A 24,060-nucleotide genomic window follows, 5' to 3' on the forward strand; every position below is an offset into this window, starting at 1 on the left:
GAAAGGATTAAAAAAATGGTTTTATATGAATTAAAAAGAAAATTCCAAAGTGATTTTAATAAAAAAAAGAGTCAATATTACGGTGCTAACTATGACTCAACTGTAGTAGATGATCATATGATTGTTTATGAGTCAAGAGATGGAAAATCAATTGTTGATTCCCCTTATGCCATCTTTTTAGCGTTAGCCAATGATAAACGCTTCTCAAATTATAAACATGTTTGGGTGATTAATCCTAGTGTTCCATTTATTAAAGAAAGTATTCCACAGGATTTACGACATAAAGTGACCTTTGTTGAACGTACTAGTTTGGAGTATGTAAAGGCATTGTTGACAGCAAAATACTTGATTAATAACTCGACTTTTGAATCTTTTTTTATTAAGAAAAAAGAGCAAGTATATATCAATACATGGCATGGGACTCCTTTGAAGTACATGGGATTTGATATACCTGGTAACCCGAATCATTCGCAAAATGTATTGAGAAATTTTTTGATGGCGGATTATATTTTGTCGCCAAATGCCCATACTTCGGATATTTTTATTAAAAGTTACAAACTAGAAGGAATTTATCCAGGGACAATTTTAGAAGGTGGGTATCCACGAATTGATTTTACGTTTCATTCTGATAAAACAGATGTGGTGAATAAAATTGAAAAACATGGGGCATCCCTCACTGGGAAAAAAGTTATCCTCTTTTGCCCTACGTGGAAAGGAAGCTCTGTTCATGACACAACAGATGACATTGATCAAATTGTTGAAGAAACCTTACAATTAGCCAACCGATTTAAAGATGAGTACGATGTATTAGTCAAAGTCCATCCTTTTATTGCAAGCAAGGTGCTAGAAGATGGTAGAGTGAGTCAACATTTAGTATCAGATTTAATCGATGCTAATGAAGTATTGTCTATTACTGATATTTTAGTGACGGATTATTCTAGTATATTTTTTGATTTCTTAGTGACAAATAAGCCAATTATTTTTTATGCGTGGGATAAAGATTTGTATCAAAGAAACAGAGGAATGTATTTAGAAGAAAGTGAATTACCAGGACCAACTGCTGAAACATTGCCAGATTTGTTTGACTGTATTCATCACGTAGAAGAAAATTATAAGGAATATCAAGAAGCCTATGAATCGTTGGCTAAAAAAATGGTGCCTTATGATGATGGAAATGTGACGAAAAAATACATTGAACGTATTTTTGAAAATAAGCAGATAGAAGATATAAAAGAATATCACGTTGATTCTGATAAGAAAAAGATTTTGCTGTTTCCAGGAGCAATGAAAAGTAATGGAATTACGTCAAGTGCATTGAATTTAGTCAATAATATTGATTATGACAAATATGATGTCACGATTATATTAAATTCAAGAAGCCCGATTGAGTCAGTGAAAAACATTGAAGAAATCAATAAAAACGCTCGTTTGATTTTTAGATTTGGTCATGCTATTTTCAGTAAAGAAGAAGAAAAGTTAGATAATGACTTTAATGTCAATGGGCTACCAAAAGACAACAGAAGTGCTTATCCAAAACAGGCTTATAAACGAGAAATGGCTCGATTGACTGCCAACTTATCGTTTGATGTGTCGATAGATTTTAGTGGGTATAGTTATTTCTGGGGTCGACATGTGTTATCAGCTAATGCTAAAAAATATGTGGCATTTATGCATAATGATTTAGTTGCTGATTCAATGAGAGAAGTCGATGGGAAAATGCCACAGTATAACGATTTGACTGCGTTATTTTCTATTTACTTTATGTTTGATAAATTGTTAAGTGTATCACCTATGACAAGAGATGTTAACGTTGAAAAATTAGGTGATTATGTCACAAAAGAACAAATGTCTTATGTTTATAACACGATTAATATCAACCAAATATTAGGTAAAGAAATGCCAGTCACCACATCAGAGGATGATTTAATAGTCGAGACAAAGCAACTTAAAGCATTGGAGACTGTCACAATACATGCTTATAAAAATTTAACCCATTTACAACAGAATGTTGCCTTTGAGTTAAATTTAAAAGTAGAAGATAAAATCACACAATATGCTAGTTATTTACTAGACGGTACTACTTTTGTCAAAATTAGTGTAAATGATACATATGTTGGTTGGATTGATGAACAATATGTCAAAGAAAAAGAGTATGAAGTATTTAGTGTGAAATCATATCATACTATCTCAACTGCTTCTTATCCGTTAGAGCAACCCATTTGGAATCAAATCCGTAAAAACAATGAAACTGATGAAATCATTACTTATATCGGCTATTTTAAGGATAGATATATGGAAACAGATAAAATCGCTGAAACAAGTGGTGGGCGTTATGTCAGAGTGAAATATAATGGAAACGTGATTGGCTGGGTGTCTCCACGACCTTTAAGAAGGACACATAAAGTGTCTGCTGTCTCACCATTAAGATTTTATTTTAATGACAAATTGAAGAAAAAAGAATTAGCGACTCCTGTTGGGTATACATCTAAAATTGAAGAAGTTGAATTATATGGAAAATTAAATACAACTCAGTCAATTAATATTTACAATGAGCCAAAAGGGACAACTGACAGTGTGGTGATTAGTACATCAGATAATTATGTGGATGAAGTCTTTTTAATTGATAAAATTGCTTGGATGGGGACAGAACGCTATTATAGTATTTGTCTAAGTCTTGATGAGCCAATTGGTTATATTCAAGCGGAAGCTATTGATGAAGTATCAGAAAACATCTATCAAGAGTTGAAAGAAAAAGAAGCCAAAAATAAAAAGGAAGAATTTACTCTTCCTAAAGTAGATTTAAGCTATCAAAAAGTGCCAAATTTTGATGATAGTTATTATAATATTGTTAATATGGGACGCCTTTCTCCTGAAAAAAATCAAACACATTTGATTCAAGCTTTTGCTAGATTTAATCAAGATGTTCCAAAGAGTCGATTGTTTATTTTAGGAAAAGGTCCTTTAGAACCTTCTCTAGTTGAAACCATTAAAGCACAAAATATGCTTGGAAAAGTGTTTTTATTAGGTCATATTAAAAATCCGTTTAACTTTATTAAGAAAACAGACTTATTTATTTTGCCATCTTATTATGAAGGACAACCAATGGTATTGTTAGAATCTATGGTTTTAGGTATGAAGATTTTAGGGTCTAATATTCCTGCTAATATCAATGTGATTGGTAAAGATGAAGAGTATGGGTTATTGACTGAAGGCACAGATGTTGAAGATATTTATAATGGTTTACATCGCGCTTTTAATTTTAATGGTGAATTTAAAGCTTTTGATTATGTTAAGTATAACGAAGAAACCATTCAACGTTTCTATCAAGAAATTGACCCAAATAATAAATAAAGTAGTTAAAGGCTTAAAATAGACGATAATTCTATTTTAAGTCTTTTTTTATATGTTTTGAAAACCACCTGCTATGCGGGTGGTTCTAGAGAGCTTTCAGCGTGGTATTAAAAAATCCTCCTAAAATGATAAGATAAATTAGGTTTCCCGACCACAACATATCAATCATATAGGAGGTTCCTTATGAAAAAGGACAATCAAAGTTTATCACACACAACATGGAAATGTAAGTATCATATAGTTTTCGCACCTAAATACAGACGACAAATTATTTATGGAAAATACAAACAAAGTATTGGAGAGATTCTAAGATTATTATGTGATAGAAAAGGAGTTGAAATAATTGAAGCCAACGCATATAAAGACCATGTTCATATGTTAGTAAGTATTCCGCCTAAATTAAGTGTTTCAGGGTTTATAGGATACTTAAAAGGAAAAAGTAGTCTCATGATTTTTGACAGACATGCTAATCTGAAATATAGATACGGTAACAGAAAATTTTGGTGTCGAGGTTACTATGTTGATACGGTAGGACGAAATAAGAAACAAATAGAGGAATATATAAGAAATCAAATTCAAGAAGATTATTTAGCAGATCAATTAACATTATTTGAGGAGTATGATCCGTTTACAGGAGAGAAAAATAAAAAGAAATAAGTAATCCTTTTAGGATTCGTGAGTAAATGTGGTGCATAAGGGAAACCGTTTCAGTGAGCCTTTCAGGCTCAGGCCGGTAATAGAGGCTTTCAGCCGAAGAACAAACCTCCAGTTCTCACTGGAGGTTTTGATTTGTTGTTTTATTTGAAATATTAACCCACTAATAAAAAAATAATTTAATGTAAGCCTATTCTTTAGAAAGTCTACATTGACAGTGTTTTGAGTGAGCTATAAAATAAATTCAGACGTTTAGTAAGTAAGGGTGTTAGCGTCAAGAATTGGGGGAAAACAAGTTGGGAATGACTGTGTTCAATGAAACAATCGTATTGATATTTTTTATGTTTGTCGGTGTTTGGTTAAATAAACGGGGAAAATACTCGCCAGGAGCTAATATTTATATAGGTTATTTACTAACAACCGTTGCATTACCTGCAGCAATCATCAATAGTTTCCAAGTAGATAAAAGTGATAAATTATTGATTATGATGAGACAGACAGCTATTTACACATTTATTATGATAGTTGCGACTTTACTTATTACTTATCTTATTGCAACACTATTTAGAAAAAAAGAGATGTTACGAAGTCTTTGGGTTGTTAGTTTGACTTTTTCTAATATCTTATTTATTGGGATTCCCATTGTTGGAAAGTTATATGGAGAAGTTGGGTTGATTGTGTTAGTGGTTTGTAACACGGTAACCAGTTTATTTTTATTCACTGTAGGAATTATGTTTTTATCAAATAGCCGAGAAATCCGAATTAGAAGTATTTTGACAACTCCGGCGATTTTAGCAGCTGTAGTTGGTTTTTTATTGTTTATGTTCGGTATCAAGTTACCAAAACCAATTCATACGTTTAATGTGGATTTATCTATTATGACTGCTTCATTGTCAATGATTATCAATGGTAGTTTATTCTCTCAAGTAAAACTAAAAGAATTGTTCTTTGATAAAGATAATTTGCAATTTTTATTTGTTCGAGCGATTATTATACCCATTATTTTTATTCCAATATTGAAATTCTTTATCACTGATCCAATTATTTTAGGTGTTTTAGTGTTACTTGCTTCTATGCCAGTGGGATCATTAGATGCCATTCTAGCTGAAGAGTATGCTGGTGAGGGAACAAAAGTGTCACAATATATTGCACTAACAACTGTAACAAGTATGGTTACTTTACCGATTATTATGTCATTGATATAAACAAAAAAGTATCTGAGAGGATACTTTTTTTATTTATATGGTATAATTTTTAAAACTGAACGTGGAGGAAGATAAAGTGATTTATACACGATTAGCTAAAAAAGAAGATGTCCCACAAATTGTTTCAATTATTGAAGAAGCAAAAGAAGTGTTAAGAAAAGGTGGCAGTCCACAGTGGCAAGAGGGTAGCCCAAATGAAGCGTTAATTTGCTCAGATATAGAACATGACTATGGTTATGTGTTGGTTTATAATCAAACAGTTGTAGGCTATTTGGCAATGATTAACAAAGAAGATGAAGATTATAAAATATTAGATAACTGGAAACAAGAAGATAACTATGTTGTCATACATCGAGTAGCCATTTCGTCTGCTTATCAAGGAAAAGGTTTGGCAAGTTATTTCTTTTCCAATATTCTTAGTATAGCATTAAGTAAAGGATACACGTCTGTTAGGATTGACACACACCGAGTAAACGTCACCATGCAAAAATTACTAGAAAAATTTAGTTTTATTTACCGTGGAATCGTATTTGTCGAATCCAACATAGATGGGGAACGTTTTGCCTATGAATTAGTTATGGAAGCATAAAATAAAAGATTGTTAAAATAGATAAATATTTGCTAGAATCGATTGTAGGATATTGTTATCTCAATCGATTTTTTATGTGTTACTAGGAGGTGTTGAAATGAAAATCATCATTGTGGGAGGTTCTTTTTCTGGTATATATTGTGCAATAAAAGTGAAAGAGTTATACCCGTCATTTGAAGTATTATTAATAGAGAAAAAAGAAAAGATAGGCTATATACCAAGTGGGTTATCTATGTTATTAAATGGGGAAATCCGTTCTTTAGATGAGGCTTATTTTATGACAAAAGAAGAACTAGAAAAAAGTGGTGTGACTGTGTTAACTTCGACAGAAGTCACGTCATATAATCTATCAAGTAAAGTTATTGAAACAACAAATGGAACTAAGCAATTTGATAAATTAGTTTTAGCAACAGGTTCTTCGCAAAAATCATCTAAAATGTTTGATGAATTTAGTGATATCAAAACATATAAAGATAGAGAGTCAGCGGAAATAACATTAAAAGCTCTTGAAGAAGTAAAGGATGTTGTTGTTATTGGTGCTGGGCAAGCAGGAATGGAATTGGCGAGTGGTTTAATTCATCAAGGAAAAAGAGTACATGTGATTGAAACAATGGATTATCCATTGTATAAGTATTTTGATAAAGATTTTTTGGAATCGTTTTATACTACAACAGGAAAAATTGAGGGCTTGACGTTTTATTTTAATGAAACAGTCAAGCAAATTGACGACTCAATCCTTCTTTTTTCTAGTGGAAATACGATAGATATTACAGATAAGTTGGTGTTAAGTGCCAATAGTGTGAGGCCAGAGTTGTCGATTTTTAAAAATCAATTAAAAGCTAATAGTGATCATACTATTTTTGTTGATGACTACCTAGAAACATCTGTTCAAGATGTTTATGCTGTAGGGGATTTAATTCAAGTTCCTAGCTTTATTTTTCAAACAAATGTGTACGCTCCACTGATTGTCAATGCTGTCCAAACAAGTATGACGTGTGCTAAAAATATTGTGGAAAAAAAAGAAACCCTTCGTCCCATGTTAAAAACAATTGGGGTGAAATTATTTGATTATTATTTAGCGAGTACAGGTTTGATGGAGTCTGAAGATTTTTTATATCATGAGGAAGTAAAAAGTGTCATGATGACTTTACCAATCTCAACTGTTTATAAAAAAGATATCAAAGTAAAGTTAGTCTATGATGCCACAACTTATCATCTACTAGGGGTTCAACTTATTTCAAAAGAGCCTGTATTAGATAAAATTAATACCTTTGCTCTGGTGATTAAAGAGAAGATCGACATTAGAACACTAAACCAATTGCCTCATTTTTATAATGCTGTTTTTGCGAATACATCGTTAAGTTTGTTTGATGTGTTTGAAAAAGGAGATGATTCGAGTGAGGTTTGATGAGTTACTTGAAAAAAAAGAAGCCAAGCAGTTAATGTTGTTAAAGCATTTGCTATTAAAGGATAGCATGTCACAAATCAGTACATTAGCAAAAGAACTTGATATTACAAAATCCTCTCTTGAAACATACATCGCTGATTTAGTTTGGATTAATGATGAATACAAAGGACTAGCAACCTTAACTTATGATGGCTACTTGGTGTCTTTAGAGTTAGCTCCAAGTTTTTCATTAGAAATGATTGAACTTAACTTATATAAACAGTCAATCAAGTATCAAATTTTGACTTATTTATATCATCACTTTGATTACTCAACAGCGGCTCTTACCACACGTATTGGTATTAGTGAATCCACTCTTTTTAGAAAAATAAAAGAATTAAATAGCTTATTAAAAGAATTTGGACTCACCATTTGGCAAGGAAAATTAATTGGAGAAGAAAGTCAGATACGGTATTTTTATTACTGCTTTTATTGGTACTTAGATAATTATGCACAAAAAGAGATTTCATTTAAACAAAAAGCCTTAATTCACGCAATTGAACGAGGGTTAAATATCTCTTTTTCAGAAGAAAATATGAAACGAGTTAATTTATGGTTGATCATTTCTAAAAAGAGAATTAGTTATGCAACACCTATTTACACAGAACTAAAAGAAAAAATAGCACCTTACGAGCGTGATTATCTTTTTTTAGAGCTTAAATCGATTGTATTGCGTTTATTAGGTCATTATGCTGTTGAGGTAGATGAAGAAGAAGCCATGATTCATTTTAGCTTTCTTATGAGTTTTCAATCATTGTCTCAACAAGACTATTATCAGTATGCCATTCTTCGCTCAAAGTTTACGCCTGTTGGGTTAGTTGATACGTATATTTTGGAGTCATTAATATTATATTATGCACCACTTAAACTATCTCATCAATTAGAAAGTCAAGTTAATTATTATTTATCACGTATTCATTCACGACTTTATTTTTTTAAAGGCATGCTTGAAGTGTTATCTAGAAAATACATTTTAGATACGGAAAAAGAATGGTCAGGTCATGTGATTTATCCTTTAGTTGACACATTATTTGATTCAGTTGAAGGAGATTATCTTGGATTGTCAAAAGAGTATAATGAGTCTTTAATTGCTTATTCTAAGTTACAGTACCTCCATGTGATTGCTTTAATTGACAGTCATATCAATAAAAGTGTCAAAATTGGCGTGAAGTTACTATTAGAAGATGTCTATCAAGAAGTCTCGACGACACGATTGATTAAAGAAATAAATGGTCTAAATGGTGTCAGTTGTAGTGAATACAAAGACAATGAATCATTTGATTTAGTGATTACAAACAAACCGTTATCATACATCAATACGGAAATCTATTTGCTCTCAGAATTAGGAACAAATTATGATATGGTCCATATTACGAAACTGATTAGGGAAATATCAACTCGTAAAATGAGGAAAGAATTAAACGTGAAAAAAATCCAATTATAATTGGTATAATCTTTTTTTACATGAAATTAGGCTAAAACAGTCAATAATTTTAAAAATTAAATAATTATTGACTGTTTGTATTATCAAAAAAAAGGTAGAATGAATCTATCAAAAAGAAAACGCTATCTTAAGCGTTTGGGAGGAATTATCAATGACAGAAAAATCTTATATTATGGCGATAGACCAAGGAACAACAAGTTCTAGAGCAATTATTTTTGATAAAGCAGGTAATAGTGTCGGAAGTTCTCAAAAAGAATTTACTCAAATATTCCCTGAATCTGGTTGGGTAGAACACAATGCAAATGAGATTTGGAATTCAGTGCAGTCAGTTATTGCTGGTGCGTTAATCGAGTCAGGTGTTCGTCCAACGCAAATTAAAGGTATAGGTATTACAAATCAACGTGAAACAACAGTTATTTGGGATAGAAAAACAGGTAAACCAATCTATAATGCTGTTGTATGGCAATCAAGACAATCTGCACCTTTAGCTGAAAAGTTAAATGAAGACGGTTACGCAGACATGATTCATAAAAAGACAGGACTAGTAGTAGATGCTTACTTCTCAGCAACAAAAGTTCGTTGGATTTTAGATCATGTAGAAGGAGCACAAGAAAGAGCTGAAAAAGGTGAGTTGGCTTTTGGTACGATTGATACTTGGTTATTATGGAAATTAACAAATGGTGCTTCTCACATGACAGATTACTCAAATGCGGCAAGAACAATGATGTTTAACATTCATGATTTAACATGGGATGATGAGATATTAGAATTACTAAATATTCCAAAATCATTATTACCAGAAGTAAAAAGTAACTCTGAAGTGTATGGTTACACTCAAAGTTTCCATTTTTATGGAAGTGAAGTACCAATTGCTGGTATGGCAGGAGACCAACAGGCTGCATTGTTTGGACAATTAGCGTTTGAAGAAGGATCAATTAAAAATACATATGGTACTGGTGCTTTTATTGTGATGAATACAGGAGAAACACCACAATTATCTGATAATAAATTACTAACAACAATTGGCTACGGTATTAATGGAAAAGTTTATTACGCATTAGAAGGTAGTATCTTTGTAGCAGGTTCAGCCGTTCAATGGTTAAGAGATGGACTACGCATGATTGAATCATCTGCCGAGTCAGAGCAATTAGCAAATGAGTCAACAAGTGATAATAGTGTGTATGTTGTACCAGCCTTTACAGGATTAGGAGCACCATACTGGGATCCAGAAGCTAGAGGAGCTGTATTTGGTTTAACGCGTGGCACAACAAAAGAAGACTTTGTTAAAGCAACACTTCAAGCTATTGCTTACCAATCAAAAGATGTTATTGATACGATGCAAAAAGATGCTGGCGTAAAAATTCCATTGATTAAAGTGGATGGTGGAGCAGCAAACAATAATTCTTTATTACAATTCCAAGCTGATATTTTAGATATTAATGTTCAACGTGCTTCAAATCTTGAAACAACCGCATTAGGTGCTGCTTATTTAGCTGGTTTAGCAGTTGGCTTCTGGAAAGACTTAGATGAATTAAGAGAATTTACCCAAGAAGGTGAAATCTTTACTCCTCAAATGGGTGAAGAAGAACGTACTGAGTTGTATGAAGGATGGAAAGAAGCAGTCAAAGCAACACAACTATTTAAAAGAATTAAATAATATAAGGACTGATGACAATGAGTTTTTCTTTAAAAACAAGACAAGAAAGTATTAATTATTTAAAAAATCATTCGGTTGATGTATTAATTATTGGTGGCGGTATTACAGGAGCGGGTCTGGCTTTACAGACCGCTGCTTCTGGTATGAGTACTGCATTAGTTGAGATGCAAGATTTTGCTGAAGGAACATCTTCACGTTCGACTAAACTAGTACATGGGGGTATCAGATACCTTAAAACATTTGATGTTGAAGTGGTATCAGATACAGTGAGTGAACGAGCGAATGTCCAAAAAATAGCGCCTCATATTCCAAAGCCAAATCCAATGTTATTACCAATATATGATGAACCAAACAATACATTTTCTCTATTTTCTTTAAAAGTGGCAATGGATTTATATGATAATTTAGCACACGTTACCGGAACAAAATATGAAAATCGTGTATTAACTAAAGAAGAAGTCTTAGAGGTTAGTCCTTACTTAGCTCAAGAGAACCTTCTTGGTGGTGGAATCTATCTTGATTTTAAAAATAATGATGCCAGATTAGTGATAGAAAATATTAAAAAAGCACATGAAGATGGGGCACATTTATTAAGTAAAACGAAAGTGATAGGATTTATTTATGATAATCAACATAAAATATCAGGAGTTCATGTAGAAGATGTATTGACTGGTGAAACGTATGATATTCATGCGCGTGTTGTTGTTAATACAACAGGGCCTTGGAGTGATACCATTCGAGGATTATCAAAAGATGAAACCGTGACAAATCAAATGCGTCCAACAAAAGGGGTTCATTTGGTAGTGGATTATGATAAATTACCAGTGACACAACCAGTCTATTTTGATACAGGCCTTTCTGATGGTCGAATGGTCTTTGTGATTCCAAGAGAAAATAAAACATATTTCGGCACAACGGACACGGATTATACTGGGGACTTAATGCACCCAACAGTGACACAAGAAGATGTTGATTACCTGTTAAAAGTCGTTAATAATCGTTTCCCTAAACGAGATATTACACTAGAAGATATTGAAGCAAGTTGGGCAGGATTGAGACCGCTTTTATCTGGAAATGCTGGTTCAGACTACAATGGTGGATCAAAAGCATCATTATCTGATGAAAGTTTAGATTTAGTGATTCAATCTGTGAAAGACTTTGAAGCAGGGATAGGCTCAAAAGAATCCATTGAAGAAACCATTAAAAAAGCTAAAACAAGTAGCGGTGAAAAAGAAGTCTCTTCCTCATCTGTCTCACGTGGTAGTAGCTTAGATGTTACAAAAGATGGGCTTGTCACATTAGCTGGTGGTAAGATTACAGATTATCGTTTAATGGCAGAAGGAGCACTTGATTTAATTGCTTCGATTTTAAAAGAACACTTTGATAGAGAGTATCAGTTAGTTGACTCTAAAAATTATTCAGTTTCAGGTGGAGAGTTTGATGCGACAAAAGTGGAAGAAATGACAGATGTATTCACCACTTTAGCTATAGAACAAGGTCTGGATAAAGAAGAAGCAAGTGATTTAGCTAATCTTTATGGAGCAAATATAAAAAAAGTCTTGTCATATGATAAAGTTGATTTTATGGGATTAACTAAAGCTGAGTCAATGAGCTTGATGTATGCACTGGAAGAAGAAATGACACTAACGCCAGTTGATTATGTATTACGACGTACAAATTATTTATTATTTAAACGTGATCGCTTAGAAAAGATAAAAGAACCTATTGTAAAAGCGATGTCTCACTATTTTGAGTGGACACAAGAAGAATTAAGCAATTATACAAAAGAGTTGGAAAAAGCAATGTCGGAATCATATTTAGCAGATTTAAAAATAGAAGGGTGAGTTAATAATGGACGCAACGAATTTACAAATTTTTAGTGAGTTTTTAGGAACATTGATTTTAGTATTACTTGGAGATGGTGTAGTAGCCGCAGTTAGTTTAAATAAAAGTAAAGCTCAAGGAGCTGGATGGGTTGCGATTACATTAGGATGGGGTGCAGCGGTGACGATTGCTGTTTATGTTTCAGGGTTTATGGGACCAGCTCATTTAAACCCAGCTGTTACATTGGGATTAGCTATAGCAGGTGATTTTTCTTGGAATTTAGTCGTACCATTCTTTATTGCGCAAGTGTTAGGTGGTATTGTTGGAGCTATTCTAGTTTGGATTACTTATTTACCGCATTTTGAAGCAACAAAAGATGAAGCAGCAATTCTAGGTACATTTGCAACAGGACCAGCGATTCGTAACTACACATCAAATGTTGTGACTGAAGCAATTGGAACATTTGTTTTAGTATTTGGGTTATTAGCCTTTGGACAAAATACTTTTGCTGATGGATTCAATCCAGTGGTTGTTGGGATATTAATTTTATCACTTGGTTTATCTTTAGGAGGACCAACTGGATACGCAATCAACCCAGCTCGTGATTTGGGTCCACGTATTGCGCATCAAATTTTACCGATTAAAAATAAAGGTGGTTCTGACTGGGGTTATTCATGGGTACCAATCGTTGGCCCATTAGTTGGTGGAGCATTGGCAGCAGCTGTATGGATGATGATTCCATTATAATTCATAATCAAAGATGCTAGAATGATGAAATATCATCTAGCGTCTTTTTGTTTGTAAAAAAATCGTATATTTAGTGTTATTAACTTGTCTTTTTTATATAAATAACTCATAATATAAACAAAGGTGTTATTAAGTGGTACCTTAAATAAAGTATCCATAAGAAATAGATTGTTAAGGGGATGGAAAAATGAAAAAAATTGCACCATATTTGCTTTTATCGACATTGGTATGCCAAAGCCTATCAGTGGGACTTTTAGTTAATGCAGTAGATGCATCTACCCAAACAGATAGTGAATTAGCTCAACCAAACTCAAATGAAGAAAAAGATCAAATAGTAGATATAGTACCTGAAGAAGAATCACAGGATATCATTGAAAATGTTCCTGCTGGTGATGCTCAGACACAAACTCCTGAAGAAGAACCGGAACAAAAGCCAGAAGAAAAACCAGAGCAAAAACCAGAAGAAAAACCAGAGCAAAAACCAGAAGAAAAACCAGAGCAAAAACCAGAAGAAAAACCAGAAGAAAAACCAGAAGAAAAACCAGAAGAAAAACCAGAGCAAAAACCGGAAGAAAAACCAGAGCAAAAGCCAGAACAAAAACCGGAACAAAATCCAGAACAAAAGCCAGAACAAAAACCAGTAGTTAGTTACCCAGCCCAATCAGAATCTGCGTATTTTGGTGATGCAAGCCAAATAACTAGTAATAAAGAAAATTCACCCATTCATTTTTCAGTCACCAAAACAACGCAAGAGTTTATTAATGAGATAGGTGAGTCTGCTAGAAAAATTGGTCAAGAATATGATTTGTACGCTTCAGTTATGATTGCTCAAGCAATTTTAGAATCTGGAAGTGGTCAAAGTTCTTTATCAGCTTATCCAAATTATAATTTATTTGGTATAAAAGGTGAATATAAGGGAGAATCAGCTTCTTTTTATACATTAGAAGATAATGGTTCCGGTCAATTATATGGTATTCAAGCAAAATTTAGAAAATACCCTTCAACAAAAGAATCACTTGAAGATTATGCAGAATTAATGAAATCGGGATTAGCATCTAATGAAAACTTTTATAAAGGTGTGAGTAAAAAAGAAGCTAAATCATATAAAGAAGCAACCGCCTTTTTAACTGGCAAATATGCAACGGATACACGTTATGATGAAAAATTAAATTCTTTAATTGAAACATATGATTTAACTTATTTCGATCAAGCGGTTAAAAAAGGGAAACGTGTGACAAAAGATAATAAACAAGTGGACACATATGAAATCATGAATCCAGAATCAAAGAAAAAAGCTATCTTTACATTACCATTGGATGAAAAATACATTATTTCAAGCCCATTTGGACAAAGAGGAAGTGAGCATCATGATGGTATTGATTTAGCAATAGCGGCCAATACACCTGTACTTGCTTCAGGAGATGGCGTGGTAGTTGGAACAGGATTTGATCCATCAGCAGGAAATTATGTCATCATTAAACATTTAAATGATTTATATACAAATTATTTCCATTTAAATTCAATTAGTGTGTCTCTTGGCGAAAAAGTAACAAGTGGTAATATTGTTGGATTAGTTGGTAGCACTGGAAATTCAACAGGAAGTCATTTACATTTTGGGATAAGTACAGATATGTGGAAACATTATTTAAACCCAACATCATATTTTGATTTTTAAAATAAATGGTCATTTTTTATAGGTTATCATTTTCAATTTTGACTAAATAGTAGTAGACTAACCATGTAAGAATAAATGTACTATTTTAGGAGGAGATTTATATGACAAACTATGAAAAAAAAGAAGAAAAAGTATTAGATGATATTGCTAAAGTAATGGAAAAATTAGACAAATACTTAGATGAAGAAGTTAGTTTAGAAGATACTCCTGATAAAACACATGAAATTAAGAAATGGTATGTGCAACGTAGAGCATTGCATGAGGTTAAACGTTTATTACATGATGTTGATAAATATGAAAAATATGAATCAAAAGAATTAGATCAATTTGAAAAAGATTTTGAAGGATTAGGATTAGATGCAGAAACAGTTGCGTTTATCACTAATTACTTCTAAAGAGAAAATAGAAATCCTCCGAGACGTTCTGCTCGGAGGATTTTTTAGTTTAATTTAGTGAGATATTTCATTGCAATATCGAAAGCTAAATCTTTATCCACGGTTGATAATAAGCCTATTGCTGAAAGTATATAGGCTTTATCTAAGTATAAAGAACTTTGTTCAGGTGTTAAGAGAGTCTTATTAGTTGGTGAAAGAGCAGCAGATAAAACATCCTCAGGGTGATCATTGTGAACAAGAATTCCACCTGTACCAATAATTGTCGTGAAGAGTCGTAAATCCTTGCCATATTGATGATAAATCGTACGAGAAGGTGTTTGCTCTTTTATATAGTAGCCTGCGTGACGACTAATCGCTGTTTTAATGGCGATTTTTGCAATAGTGTTATCTATGATTTTTTCTTCTATAGTATCAGCAATGTATTCAGGATGTTGACTTCTAAAATGACATTTTTCTTTAATCGTTTCCTCGTCAAAAGAAGTATAAGTAGCAAATGACTGATAAGAGGTACTTTCTAATAAACTATTAGCAGAGTAACGCATTCCTAAATCTCCTTCGACAGTTCTCTTACTAAAGGGTTCTTCTAATCCATCAAATTGGACATTTGCTTGCCGTTTTTTGCCGCTACCGATGGAATGAATATCAGTTGTTGCTCCACCTACATCAACAATAAGAATATTGCCAATCCCTTTATGTGTCTTTGTTCCTTTTGATAAAAGCTCTGCAGCATATAAAACAGAGGATGGGGTAGGAATAATATCGTTAGATAATGAAGCTTGTATATCACCCATGCCTTTTGCTTTTACGATATTATGAATGAAAATTTGACGTAATATTTTTCTAGTTGGTTCAGCATTTAGTTGATTGATTTGCGGCATCACATTTTCTGTTAAATGGAAATTAACACAAGATTGTTTAAAAAGCGCTTTTATTTCTGAGTAAGTTTCTTCATTTCCGGCTACTACGATCGGTACTTTTAAAGAAAGTTCGGTTAATAATTTAGCATCTTTTAAAATATTTTTTTCATTTCCTCCATTTGTTCCCCCACTTAAAAGGATAACGTCTGGTTGAAGTTGTTCTATTTCTTCTATATCATGAGGCTTTAATCCATAACTGTAGACTTTTAAAATTCTAGTCCCAGCACCTAAAGCCGCTCGTTTAGCAGCTTCTGCGGTTAAAGTAGGAGATAAACCGATAGCGACCATTTTAAACCCTCCCTTAGCTGAGGAACAAGCTAAGACTTTATCTATATGAGGTTTGTTTACACCAGGAAACAAATCGTTATAGGCTTGATTGTATCCATCTAATACATTTGTTTCAACTGTCGTATAGGCTTTGCTAGTTGCAATAATGTCCTTTTTTACATCATCAATAGCAGTCAATTTAGTGTAGGTACTTCCAAAATCTGCTAGTAAATATATCGCCATTTTTACCACCTCTAAAAATATTTTTTGTTATTTAATTATTTTTTTAACATATTTTTTTTATCTAATAATCGTCAAAATACTTTTTTGAAAATGATAAAAGTTTAATGAGTCAAACTAGAATAAAAAATCATTTTATTTTTGATAAGGTATTTAAATTGTCAATATGATAAAAAAACTTCTGTTGAAAAACTAGGTTTACGATACAATAAGTATTGATATGACAATGATTTTGTAACTCTTTATCTTATTCAACGGCAAAATTGTCAAAAAAAGGTCAAAAGAGTCCCATCTGAAAATATTGTTTTTTTATGAGATAATTCACCTTAGAAAAAATGTCAATAAAACCACGAAATCTAAAAAAGAGAGTAAAAATTTTTCGTTGTGTTTTAATCGAAAAGTGATATTGACATGTTATTTAAACGATGATATTCTTTGGGTGTCATTTGAAAGCGCTACCTATTTAGTAGTGTTTCATCTCAACAAAAGTAAGGGAGTGAAAAAAAGAAGTAAATTCTTACTTTTTATTATAAAAGTAGGTTATAGTATCTGTACATAGTTTTTACGTGTATCAAACCATAAATTGAAAGGATGTTGTTTATAATGGCAAAAATTATTGAATGTGTCCCAAATTTTAGTGAAGGTAAAAATGAAGAAGTGATTAATGGTTTAGTTTCAGTGGCAAAAAGTGTTGGTGGCGTTACTTTATTAGATCACTCTTCAGATAAAAGTCATAACCGAAGTGTGTTTACACTTGTTGGGGATGAAGATGGTATTCAAGAAGTTGCTTTTCAATTAGTTAAATATGCAAGTGAAAATATTGACATGACAAAACATACAGGAGAACATCCTAGAATGGGTGCAACAGACGTTGTTCCATTTATCCCGATTAAAGATGTAACGTTAGAAGAATGTATCGACATTTCGAAAAAAGTAGCAAAACGCATCAACGATGAATTAGATATTCCGATTTTCTTATATGAAGAATCAGCATCTGCGCCAACTCGTAAAAACTTGGCAAAAGTTCGTAAAGGACAATTTGAAGGCATGCCAGAAAAATTAAAAGAAGAAGAATGGGCTCCAGACTTTGGTGAAAGAGCTATCCATCCTACAGCAGGAATTACAGCAGTTGGAGCAAGAATGCCATTAGTAGCCTTTAATGTGAATTTAGATACTGATAACATTGACATTGCTAACAAAATTGCTCGTATCATTCGCGCTTCTGGTGGCGGATTTAAATATTGTAAAGGTATCGGTGTAATGCTAGAAGATAGAAATATCGCCCAAGTATCAATGAACATGGTTAACTTTGAAGGAACACCACTTTATCGTACATTTGAAACAATCCGTTTTGAAGCAAAACGTTACGGTGTAAATATAATTGGTAGTGAAATCATTGGTTTAACACCAGCTAAAGCATTGATTGATTGTGCGGAATACTACTTACAGGTAGAAGACTTTGATTACGGCAAACAAGTATTAGAAAATCATTTATTAAATTAAGGAGCTGCTAAAGATGAAATTAGTCGAATTAACGGTAAGTGAATTTATTGAAACATTGGGATCAGATGCTCCCGCTCCTGGTGGAGGATCAGCAGCGGCATTATCTGCAACAATGGGAATTTCTTTAACAAAAATGGTGTGTGAACTAACAATAGGCAAGAAAAAATATGCTGAATATGAAGATGAGATTAAATTAGTATTTGATGAAACGAAACAATTACAAAAGGATTTATTAGAAGCCATTGATAAAGATACTGAAGCCTTTAACGTAGTATCAGCAGTGTTTAGTATGCCAAAAGAAACAGACGATGAAAAGGCAGCTAGACGAGCAGCGATGCAATCAGCTTTAGAAGGTGCAGCTAAATCACCATTTGATATGATGAAGTTAATGCTTGAAGCACTGGAAGTGACAAAACGTGCTATTGGAAAATCAAATACCAACGCAGCAAGTGATTTAGGTGTTGCGGCATTAAGCTTAAAAGCTGGATTACAAGGTGCATGGCTAAATGTTTTAATCAATTTATCTGGCATTAAAAATGAAGAGTTTGTTGCATCTTATCGACAAGACGGAGAAAAGTTATTAGCAAAAGGGTGTTTGTTAGCCGACGAAATTTATGAAGAAACGTTAAAAGTAGTATAAATTGAAATAATTAATAAATGGAAGGGTTGAAGAAAAAGTTATGACACATTTATCAGATATCGAAATCGCAAATTCAGTTGAAATGAAACCAATTAAAGAGGTAGCGGCTCCATTAGGATTAAAAGAAGAAGATTTAACACTTTACGGGAATTATAAAGCAAAATTAGATGCACGTGAACTAACTAAGTTAGAAAACGAAAAAGATGGTAAATTAATTTTAGTAACAGCTATTACACCAACTCCAGCAGGGGAAGGAAAAACAACCACATCTGTTGGATTAGCTGATGCTTTTACAAAATTAGGAAAAAAAGCCATGATTGCCTTACGTGAACCGTCATTAGGACCAGTATTTGGTGTGAAAGGTGGGGCAGCTGGTGGTGGACACGCACAAGTTGTCCCTATGGAAGATATTAACCTACACTTTACTGGTGACTTTCATGCGATTGGCGCAGCAAATAATTTATTAGCGGCGTTGATTGACAATCATATTCATCATGGAAACGCGTTAGGTATTGATAGCCGTAATATTACATGGAAACGTGTAGTTGATATGAATGATCGTCAATTGCGTCATATTGTGAACGGATTACAAGGTCGTGTAAATGGTGTACCAAGAGAAGACGGTTATGACATTACAGTGGCTTCAGAAATTATGGCAGTTCTTTGTTTATCAAATGATATTGATGATTTAAAAGAAAAATTGAAAAATATGGTAGTAGCATACAATTTTGAAGGAAAACCAGTGACTGCTGGCGATTTGAAAGCAGAAGGCGCAATGGCAGCATTACTTAAAGATGCCATTCATCCAAACTTGGTTCAAACATTAGAACACACACCAGCAATTATTCACGGTGGGCCATTTGCCAATATTGCACATGGCTGTAACAGTATCATCGCAACAAAAATGGCAATGAAATATGCAGATTATGCAATCACAGAAGCAGGTTTTGGGGCAGACTTAGGTGCTGAAAAATTCATCGACATTAAATGTCGTTTAGGAAATATCAAACCAGATGCCGTTGTATTAGTGGCAACTATTCGCGCACTTAAAATGCATGGCGGTGTTCCGAAAAAAGAATTAGAACCAGAAAACGTGGAAGCAGTGGTTAAAGGGTTAACTAACTTAGATAAACACATTGAAAATATTCAAGAAGTTTATGGCTTACCAGTTGTTGTAGCGATTAATAAATTCCCACTAGATACAGACGCTGAAATTGAAGCAGTCGAAAAAGCTTGTAAAGAGCGTGGCGTTGAAGTGGTCTTATCTGATGTATGGGCTAACGGTGGTGAAGGTGGTGTTGAGTTAGCCGAAAAAGTGATGGAACTAGCAGAACAAGAAAATAGTTTTAGCTATGTATATGACTTAGAAGATTCAATTGAAGAAAAATTAACTAAGATTGTGCAAAAAGTTTACGGTGGTAAAGGAATTGAATTAACTGGACCAGCTAAAAAACAATTAAAACAATTAGAAGAATTAGGCTATGATAAATTGCCAATTTGTATGGCAAAAACACAATATTCATTCTCTGATGATGCAACACTTGTTGGTGCACCAAAAGATTTCACCATTACGATTAAAAATCTTAAAGTGTCAGCTGGAGCAGGTTTTATTGTTGCCTTAACAGGAGCTGTTATGACAATGCCTGGATTACCAAAATCACCAGCATCTGAAAGAATTGATATTGATGAAGAAGGTAACATTACTGGATTATTCTAGTAGAGGAAAAAAGATGGCGTATCATTTATTAAGAAAAAATGATCATCAAACATCTTGTTGGAGTGGTGGAGAAACAACACAAGTGTTTCTCTATCCGCCAACAGGTAAGTATGAGCCTGGCAAGTTTGACTACCGAATTTCTACAGCTTCTGTAGAAGTAGAAGAAAGTATATTTTCAGCGTTACCTGGCTATAATCGTTTGTTGATGTCACTGAATCATCCGCTTGAGTTAACACATGAATCACTATCTAATACTGTGACTAAAAAAATGAAACCGTTTGAGGTAGATGCGTTTGATGGAGCAGATAAAACAAAAAGCGTAGGGAAATGTCAAGACTTTAACGTTATTTTTAAACCAACCTACGTAAGTGAAATGTCTGCTGTTGATAGCATAAAAAAAAGACAATTATTGCCTTGTATTAGATATTTTTATTATTTGTTAACAGATGGATTAATGACATACACAGACCAAGAGGGAGAACATGTTGCAAAGTTGGAAGCTGGAGATTGTATTATGGTAGAAGAGGGTCGTACGATTTCGATGATTAGTATAGAATCTCATCAACCACATCAATCACCTGCTGTTGTCGAAGTTGTTGTTTGGAAAAATGAAAAGTCGCTCTAATATTAACTAATTTGGATAGGAAGCATTTTTATAAAAAATGAACAAATTAAGTGAACGATCAGATTGATCGGAAAGGGGCCCCTTATGATAACCGAAACAAAAACACCGGTTGATGAGATTAAATTAACCGAAGTGGACTTAGAGGATTCAAAATTTAGTTTAAGTGGTGCAACGTTATATGGTATTAATGCAGTGGTTGGTTCAGGTATTTTCTTATTGCCACAAACGATTTATCGTGATTTAGGACCTGCTTCTTTATTAGCGATGGTCTTTGATGCAGTATTAGTTTTACTCTTAGCTGTTTGTTTTGCTGAAGTGGCGTGTTATTTTGATAAAAATGGTGGAGCATTTCAGTATTCTAAATCGGCTTTTGGTGATTTAGTTGGATTTATTGTTGGATTATTAGGATGGTTTGTAACGATTATTGCATGGTCAGCAATGGCTGCAGGGTTTGCTAAATTATTAATTGTAACGATTCCTGCGTTGGAAGGTCATAATAAAGCGATTAGTGTTATTTTAGTGATATTATTATCAATTATTAATAGTACTGGACTTAAAACATCCAAAATTTTTACCATAAGCATCACAATTGCAAAATTGATTCCGATTATTGCGTTTACGTTTATGAGTATTTTCTTTATAAAAAATGGATTTGATGCGGGGAATTTTACACCATTCTTACAACTTAAAGAAGGTATGACATTATCTAAAGCAATGGCTGGAACCTCAATGACAGTATTCTATGCGTTTATCGGATTTGAAGCATTACCTGTTGTTGCTGGTGAAATGAGAAATGCGAAGAAAAATGTACCAAAAGCAATTATTGGATCAATTAGTATTGTATCTATTTTATATTTTATGATTATTGCTGGAACAATTGCGATGCTTGGTGTGGGTATTTTAGAAACAAATGCGCCTGTGCAAGATGCCTTTGCGATGATGATAGGACCTGCTGGTAGATGGATTATTTCAATCGGAGCACTTATCTCAATACTTGGATTGAACGTTGGGGATTCTATGATGATTCCTCGCTATGGTGCAAGTATTTCTGATGAAGGATTACTACCAAAAATTGTTTCTAAGAAAAATAAAAAAGAAGCGCCTTATGTGGCAATTATCATCTCTTGTGTATTAACTTGTTTATTATTATTAAGTGGAAGTTTCGAACAATTAGCAGAATTAAGTGTTGTGTTTAGATTTATTCAATATATTCCAACAGCGATTGCCGTTATTTTCTTACGTAAGAAAAATCCTGGCGTTGAAACAGCCTTTAGATTGCCATTTGGACCTGTTATTCCACTATTAGCTGTCGCAGTTAGTGTGTGGATGCTTGCAATGGGTGCCAATAGTAAGAGTTTAATTGCTGGTGGTATTGGTATCGTGATTGCTGCAATATTCTATTTTGTATTAAATGGTAAAAAAGCGAGTGAATAATAAGTAATTAAAAGGTATTAAGTGAATAAAGTGAGTTATTAAGTTGAAAATGAGTTTAGGAGGAAGTAATAATGACTGAAGTAATTACATTAACAGGTAACGATTTAACATTGGAACAAGTGGTAGAAGTAGCTAGAAAAGGGGCTAAAATCACGTTATCACAAGAAGCAATTGAAGCAGTAAACGCATCAAGAAAAATTATTGATGATATTGTAGCGAGTAAAAAAGTAACATATGGTGTCAATACAGGATTTGGTTCCCTTGTTAAAGTAAGTATTCCACAAGAAGAAACTAGACAATTACAAGAAAACTTAATTCGTACTCACTCAAGTGGATTTGGCGACCCATTAGGAGAAGATGAAGTTCGTGCGATTATGTTAATTCGTATTAACTCTTTATTAAAAGGCTATTCAGGTATTCGTTTAAGTACCATTGAAACCTTAATGGCTATGTTAAATAATGGCGTTGTACCACATATTCCAGAAAAAGGATCTTTAGGAGCTTCAGGGGACTTAGCTCCATTATCTCATATGGTATTACCAATGTTAGGATTGGGTCGTGCTTATTATGACGGTGAATTACTAGAAGGTAAAGAAGCAATGGCTCGTGCAGGCGTTGAAGTGATTCACTTAGAAGCAAAAGAAGGTTTAGCTTTAATTAATGGGACAACCGTTTTAACAGCAATCGGAGCATTAGCAACACATGACTCCATTGAATTATTAAAACTTTCAGACATTGCCGGAGCATTATCTTTAGAAGTGCATAATGGGATTGTAAATGCCTTTGATGAAGAATTACATATTATTCGTCCTCAAAGTGGACAATTAGCAACTGCTAAAAATATTCGTCAAATGCTTGAAGGAAGTACCTTAACAACTCAAGCGACAGCTGAACGTGTACAAGATCCGTATACATTACGTTGTATGCCTCAAATTCATGGTGCAAGTAAAGATACTGTGGCTTATGTTAAGAAGAAAGTTGAAATTGAAATTAACTCTGTAACAGATAACCCAATCATTACTCGTAGTGGCGATGTTATCTCTGGAGGTAACTTCCATGGTGAACCAATGGCACAACCATTTGACTACTTAGGAATTGGTGCAGCAGAAATTGGAAATGTGTCTGAACGTCGTGTTGAACGTTTAGTGAATACTAATTTAAGTGGTTTACCTTCATTCTTAGTGAAACACCCAGGTGTTAACTCAGGATTTATGATTACACAATACGCTGCTGCTTCATTAGCATCAGAAAATAAAATTTTATCTCATCCAGCAAGTGTTGATTCAATTACCTCTTGTGAAAACCAAGAAGATTTTGTCAGCATGGGAACAACAGCAGCTAGAACAGCTAGAGATATTACAAAAAATTCTCGTCGTATTGTAGCGACTGAAATGATGGCAGCTTGTCAAGCGATTGATTTTGTCAAAGATCGTGGAGTGTTAGGTAAAGGAACTCAAGTCGCTTATGACGTCTTTAGAAAATATGTGAAATTTATTGACTTAGATAAAGACATTGAAATGTATGATGAATTAGAAAAAGCAACAGATGTTTTAATCAACGGTGAATTATTAAAAGCTGTTGAAGAAGTGGTTGATTTAGAAATCGAATTTGATTTTTCAAAATAGTTAAATGAATGACTAAGCTCTGAATTGTTTAAGATTCAGAGCTTTATTTGTAAATAAGTTTTGATAACTATTGAGTATCCAATCAATTTTATGTAGTATGAATA

Annotated in this window: 18 protein-coding genes; 17 read left to right on the top strand and 1 reads right to left on the bottom strand. The window is 33.3% G+C overall.

Features of this window, described 5'->3' with window-relative positions; all coding sequences use genetic code 11:
• The first annotated feature begins 15 nt into the window (after window positions 1–15).
• The 11 genes from CBF36_RS07165 to CBF36_RS07215 all read left to right on the top strand — a co-directional run bounded on the left by CBF36_RS07165 (window position 16) and on the right by CBF36_RS07215 (window position 14,988).
• Window positions 16–3,351: a CDP-glycerol glycerophosphotransferase family protein gene (locus tag CBF36_RS07165; protein WP_125957772.1), complete on the top strand. Its 3,336-nt coding sequence runs from the start codon at window positions 16–18 to the stop codon at window positions 3,349–3,351.
• A gap of 183 nt (window positions 3,352–3,534) precedes the next feature.
• Window positions 3,535–4,008 carry an IS200/IS605 family transposase gene (gene tnpA / locus CBF36_RS07170; protein ID WP_125957773.1) on the top strand — a complete coding sequence of 158 codons (474 nt, stop codon included), beginning with the start codon at window positions 3,535–3,537 and terminating at the stop codon, window positions 4,006–4,008.
• 299 nt (window positions 4,009–4,307) lie between these two features.
• Complete coding sequence (locus CBF36_RS07175; RefSeq protein ID WP_243637994.1) at window positions 4,308–5,210, top strand: AEC family transporter; 903 nt, start codon at window positions 4,308–4,310, stop codon at window positions 5,208–5,210.
• Window positions 5,211–5,286: 76 nt separating this feature from the next.
• Window positions 5,287–5,799 (top strand): GNAT family N-acetyltransferase, encoded by a 513-nt coding sequence (locus tag CBF36_RS07180; protein ID WP_165865413.1) that lies wholly within the window; start codon window positions 5,287–5,289, stop codon window positions 5,797–5,799.
• 97 nt (window positions 5,800–5,896) lie between these two features.
• Window positions 5,897–7,207: an FAD-dependent oxidoreductase gene (locus CBF36_RS07185; protein WP_125957776.1), complete on the top strand. Its 1,311-nt coding sequence runs from the start codon at window positions 5,897–5,899 to the stop codon at window positions 7,205–7,207.
• Entirely contained in the window at window positions 7,197–8,690 is a 1,494-nt protein-coding gene (locus tag CBF36_RS07190; RefSeq protein ID WP_165865414.1) for an AcpB/EbpR/MafR family transcriptional regulator, read from the top strand. The genes CBF36_RS07185 and CBF36_RS07190 overlap by 11 nt, the downstream gene beginning before the upstream one ends.
• Window positions 8,691–8,841: 151 nt before the next feature.
• Window positions 8,842–10,347 (top strand): glycerol kinase GlpK, encoded by a 1,506-nt coding sequence (gene glpK / locus CBF36_RS07195; protein WP_125957778.1) that lies wholly within the window; start codon window positions 8,842–8,844, stop codon window positions 10,345–10,347.
• Window positions 10,348–10,364: 17 nt separating this feature from the next.
• A complete protein-coding gene (gene glpO, locus CBF36_RS07200; protein WP_125957779.1) occupies window positions 10,365–12,191 on the top strand; it encodes a type 1 glycerol-3-phosphate oxidase in 1,827 nt (608 codons plus the stop codon).
• A 7-nt stretch (window positions 12,192–12,198) separates the two neighbouring features.
• Window positions 12,199–12,918 (top strand): MIP/aquaporin family protein, encoded by a 720-nt coding sequence (locus CBF36_RS07205; protein WP_125957780.1) that lies wholly within the window; start codon window positions 12,199–12,201, stop codon window positions 12,916–12,918.
• Between the two features lie 187 nt (window positions 12,919–13,105).
• Window positions 13,106–14,593 (top strand): glucosaminidase domain-containing protein, encoded by a 1,488-nt coding sequence (locus CBF36_RS07210; protein WP_125957781.1) that lies wholly within the window; start codon window positions 13,106–13,108, stop codon window positions 14,591–14,593.
• A 101-nt stretch (window positions 14,594–14,694) separates the two neighbouring features.
• Window positions 14,695–14,988: a hypothetical protein gene (locus tag CBF36_RS07215; RefSeq protein WP_125957782.1), complete on the top strand. Its 294-nt coding sequence runs from the start codon at window positions 14,695–14,697 to the stop codon at window positions 14,986–14,988.
• Between the two features lie 44 nt (window positions 14,989–15,032).
• Here the strand turns inward: CBF36_RS07215 and glmL are convergent, their stop codons facing one another.
• A complete protein-coding gene (glmL, locus tag CBF36_RS07220; RefSeq protein ID WP_125957783.1) occupies window positions 15,033–16,415 on the bottom strand; it encodes a methylaspartate mutase accessory protein GlmL in 1,383 nt (460 codons plus the stop codon).
• A gap of 600 nt (window positions 16,416–17,015) precedes the next feature.
• Here glmL and ftcD point away from each other — a divergent pair.
• The 6 genes from ftcD (at window position 17,016) to hutH (ending at window position 23,956) form a co-directional block, all read left to right on the top strand.
• Window positions 17,016–17,915: a glutamate formimidoyltransferase gene (gene ftcD, locus CBF36_RS07225; RefSeq protein WP_118250028.1), complete on the top strand. Its 900-nt coding sequence runs from the start codon at window positions 17,016–17,018 to the stop codon at window positions 17,913–17,915.
• A 13-nt stretch (window positions 17,916–17,928) separates the two neighbouring features.
• Entirely contained in the window at window positions 17,929–18,555 is a 627-nt protein-coding gene (locus CBF36_RS07230; protein WP_125957784.1) for a cyclodeaminase/cyclohydrolase family protein, read from the top strand.
• Between the two features lie 40 nt (window positions 18,556–18,595).
• Complete coding sequence (locus CBF36_RS07235; protein ID WP_125957785.1) at window positions 18,596–20,272, top strand: formate--tetrahydrofolate ligase; 1,677 nt, start codon at window positions 18,596–18,598, stop codon at window positions 20,270–20,272.
• A gap of 13 nt (window positions 20,273–20,285) precedes the next feature.
• The gene (locus tag CBF36_RS07240) at window positions 20,286–20,897 is read left to right on the top strand and encodes a HutD/Ves family protein (RefSeq protein ID WP_165865415.1); all 612 of its coding nucleotides are present in this window, start codon (window positions 20,286–20,288) and stop codon (window positions 20,895–20,897) included.
• 84 nt (window positions 20,898–20,981) lie between these two features.
• Entirely contained in the window at window positions 20,982–22,331 is a 1,350-nt protein-coding gene (locus CBF36_RS07245) for an APC family permease (protein ID WP_125957787.1), read from the top strand.
• A gap of 71 nt (window positions 22,332–22,402) precedes the next feature.
• The gene (gene hutH, locus CBF36_RS07250; RefSeq protein ID WP_125957788.1) at window positions 22,403–23,956 is read left to right on the top strand and encodes a histidine ammonia-lyase; all 1,554 of its coding nucleotides are present in this window, start codon (window positions 22,403–22,405) and stop codon (window positions 23,954–23,956) included.
• Window positions 23,957–24,060 lie beyond the last annotated feature (104 nt).

It is taken from the genome of Vagococcus bubulae (genome assembly GCF_003950315.1).
In the GTDB taxonomy this organism is placed as follows: Bacteria; Bacillota; Bacilli; order Lactobacillales; family Vagococcaceae; genus Vagococcus; species Vagococcus bubulae.

Excerpts from the sequence above, each read along its gene's own strand:
- CBF36_RS07165 (WP_125957772.1), top strand. The coding sequence starts at position 16 with ATGGTTTTATATGAATTAAAAAGAAAATTCCAAAGTGATTTTAATAAA.
- tnpA (WP_125957773.1), top strand. The coding sequence starts at position 3,535 with ATGAAAAAGGACAATCAAAGTTTATCACACACAACATGGAAATGTAAG.
- CBF36_RS07175 (WP_243637994.1), top strand. The coding sequence starts at position 4,308 with ATGACTGTGTTCAATGAAACAATCGTATTGATATTTTTTATGTTTGTC.
- CBF36_RS07185 (WP_125957776.1), top strand. The coding sequence starts at position 5,897 with ATGAAAATCATCATTGTGGGAGGTTCTTTTTCTGGTATATATTGTGCA.
- glpK (WP_125957778.1), top strand. The coding sequence starts at position 8,842 with ATGACAGAAAAATCTTATATTATGGCGATAGACCAAGGAACAACAAGT.
- glpO (WP_125957779.1), top strand. The coding sequence starts at position 10,365 with ATGAGTTTTTCTTTAAAAACAAGACAAGAAAGTATTAATTATTTAAAA.
- CBF36_RS07205 (WP_125957780.1), top strand. The coding sequence starts at position 12,199 with ATGGACGCAACGAATTTACAAATTTTTAGTGAGTTTTTAGGAACATTG.
- CBF36_RS07210 (WP_125957781.1), top strand. The coding sequence starts at position 13,106 with ATGAAAAAAATTGCACCATATTTGCTTTTATCGACATTGGTATGCCAA.
- CBF36_RS07215 (WP_125957782.1), top strand. The coding sequence starts at position 14,695 with ATGACAAACTATGAAAAAAAAGAAGAAAAAGTATTAGATGATATTGCT.
- glmL (WP_125957783.1), bottom strand. The coding sequence starts at position 16,415 with ATGGCGATATATTTACTAGCAGATTTTGGAAGTACCTACACTAAATTG.
- ftcD (WP_118250028.1), top strand. The coding sequence starts at position 17,016 with ATGGCAAAAATTATTGAATGTGTCCCAAATTTTAGTGAAGGTAAAAAT.
- CBF36_RS07230 (WP_125957784.1), top strand. The coding sequence starts at position 17,929 with ATGAAATTAGTCGAATTAACGGTAAGTGAATTTATTGAAACATTGGGA.
- CBF36_RS07235 (WP_125957785.1), top strand. The coding sequence starts at position 18,596 with ATGACACATTTATCAGATATCGAAATCGCAAATTCAGTTGAAATGAAA.
- CBF36_RS07240 (WP_165865415.1), top strand. The coding sequence starts at position 20,286 with ATGGCGTATCATTTATTAAGAAAAAATGATCATCAAACATCTTGTTGG.
- CBF36_RS07245 (WP_125957787.1), top strand. The coding sequence starts at position 20,982 with ATGATAACCGAAACAAAAACACCGGTTGATGAGATTAAATTAACCGAA.
- hutH (WP_125957788.1), top strand. The coding sequence starts at position 22,403 with ATGACTGAAGTAATTACATTAACAGGTAACGATTTAACATTGGAACAA.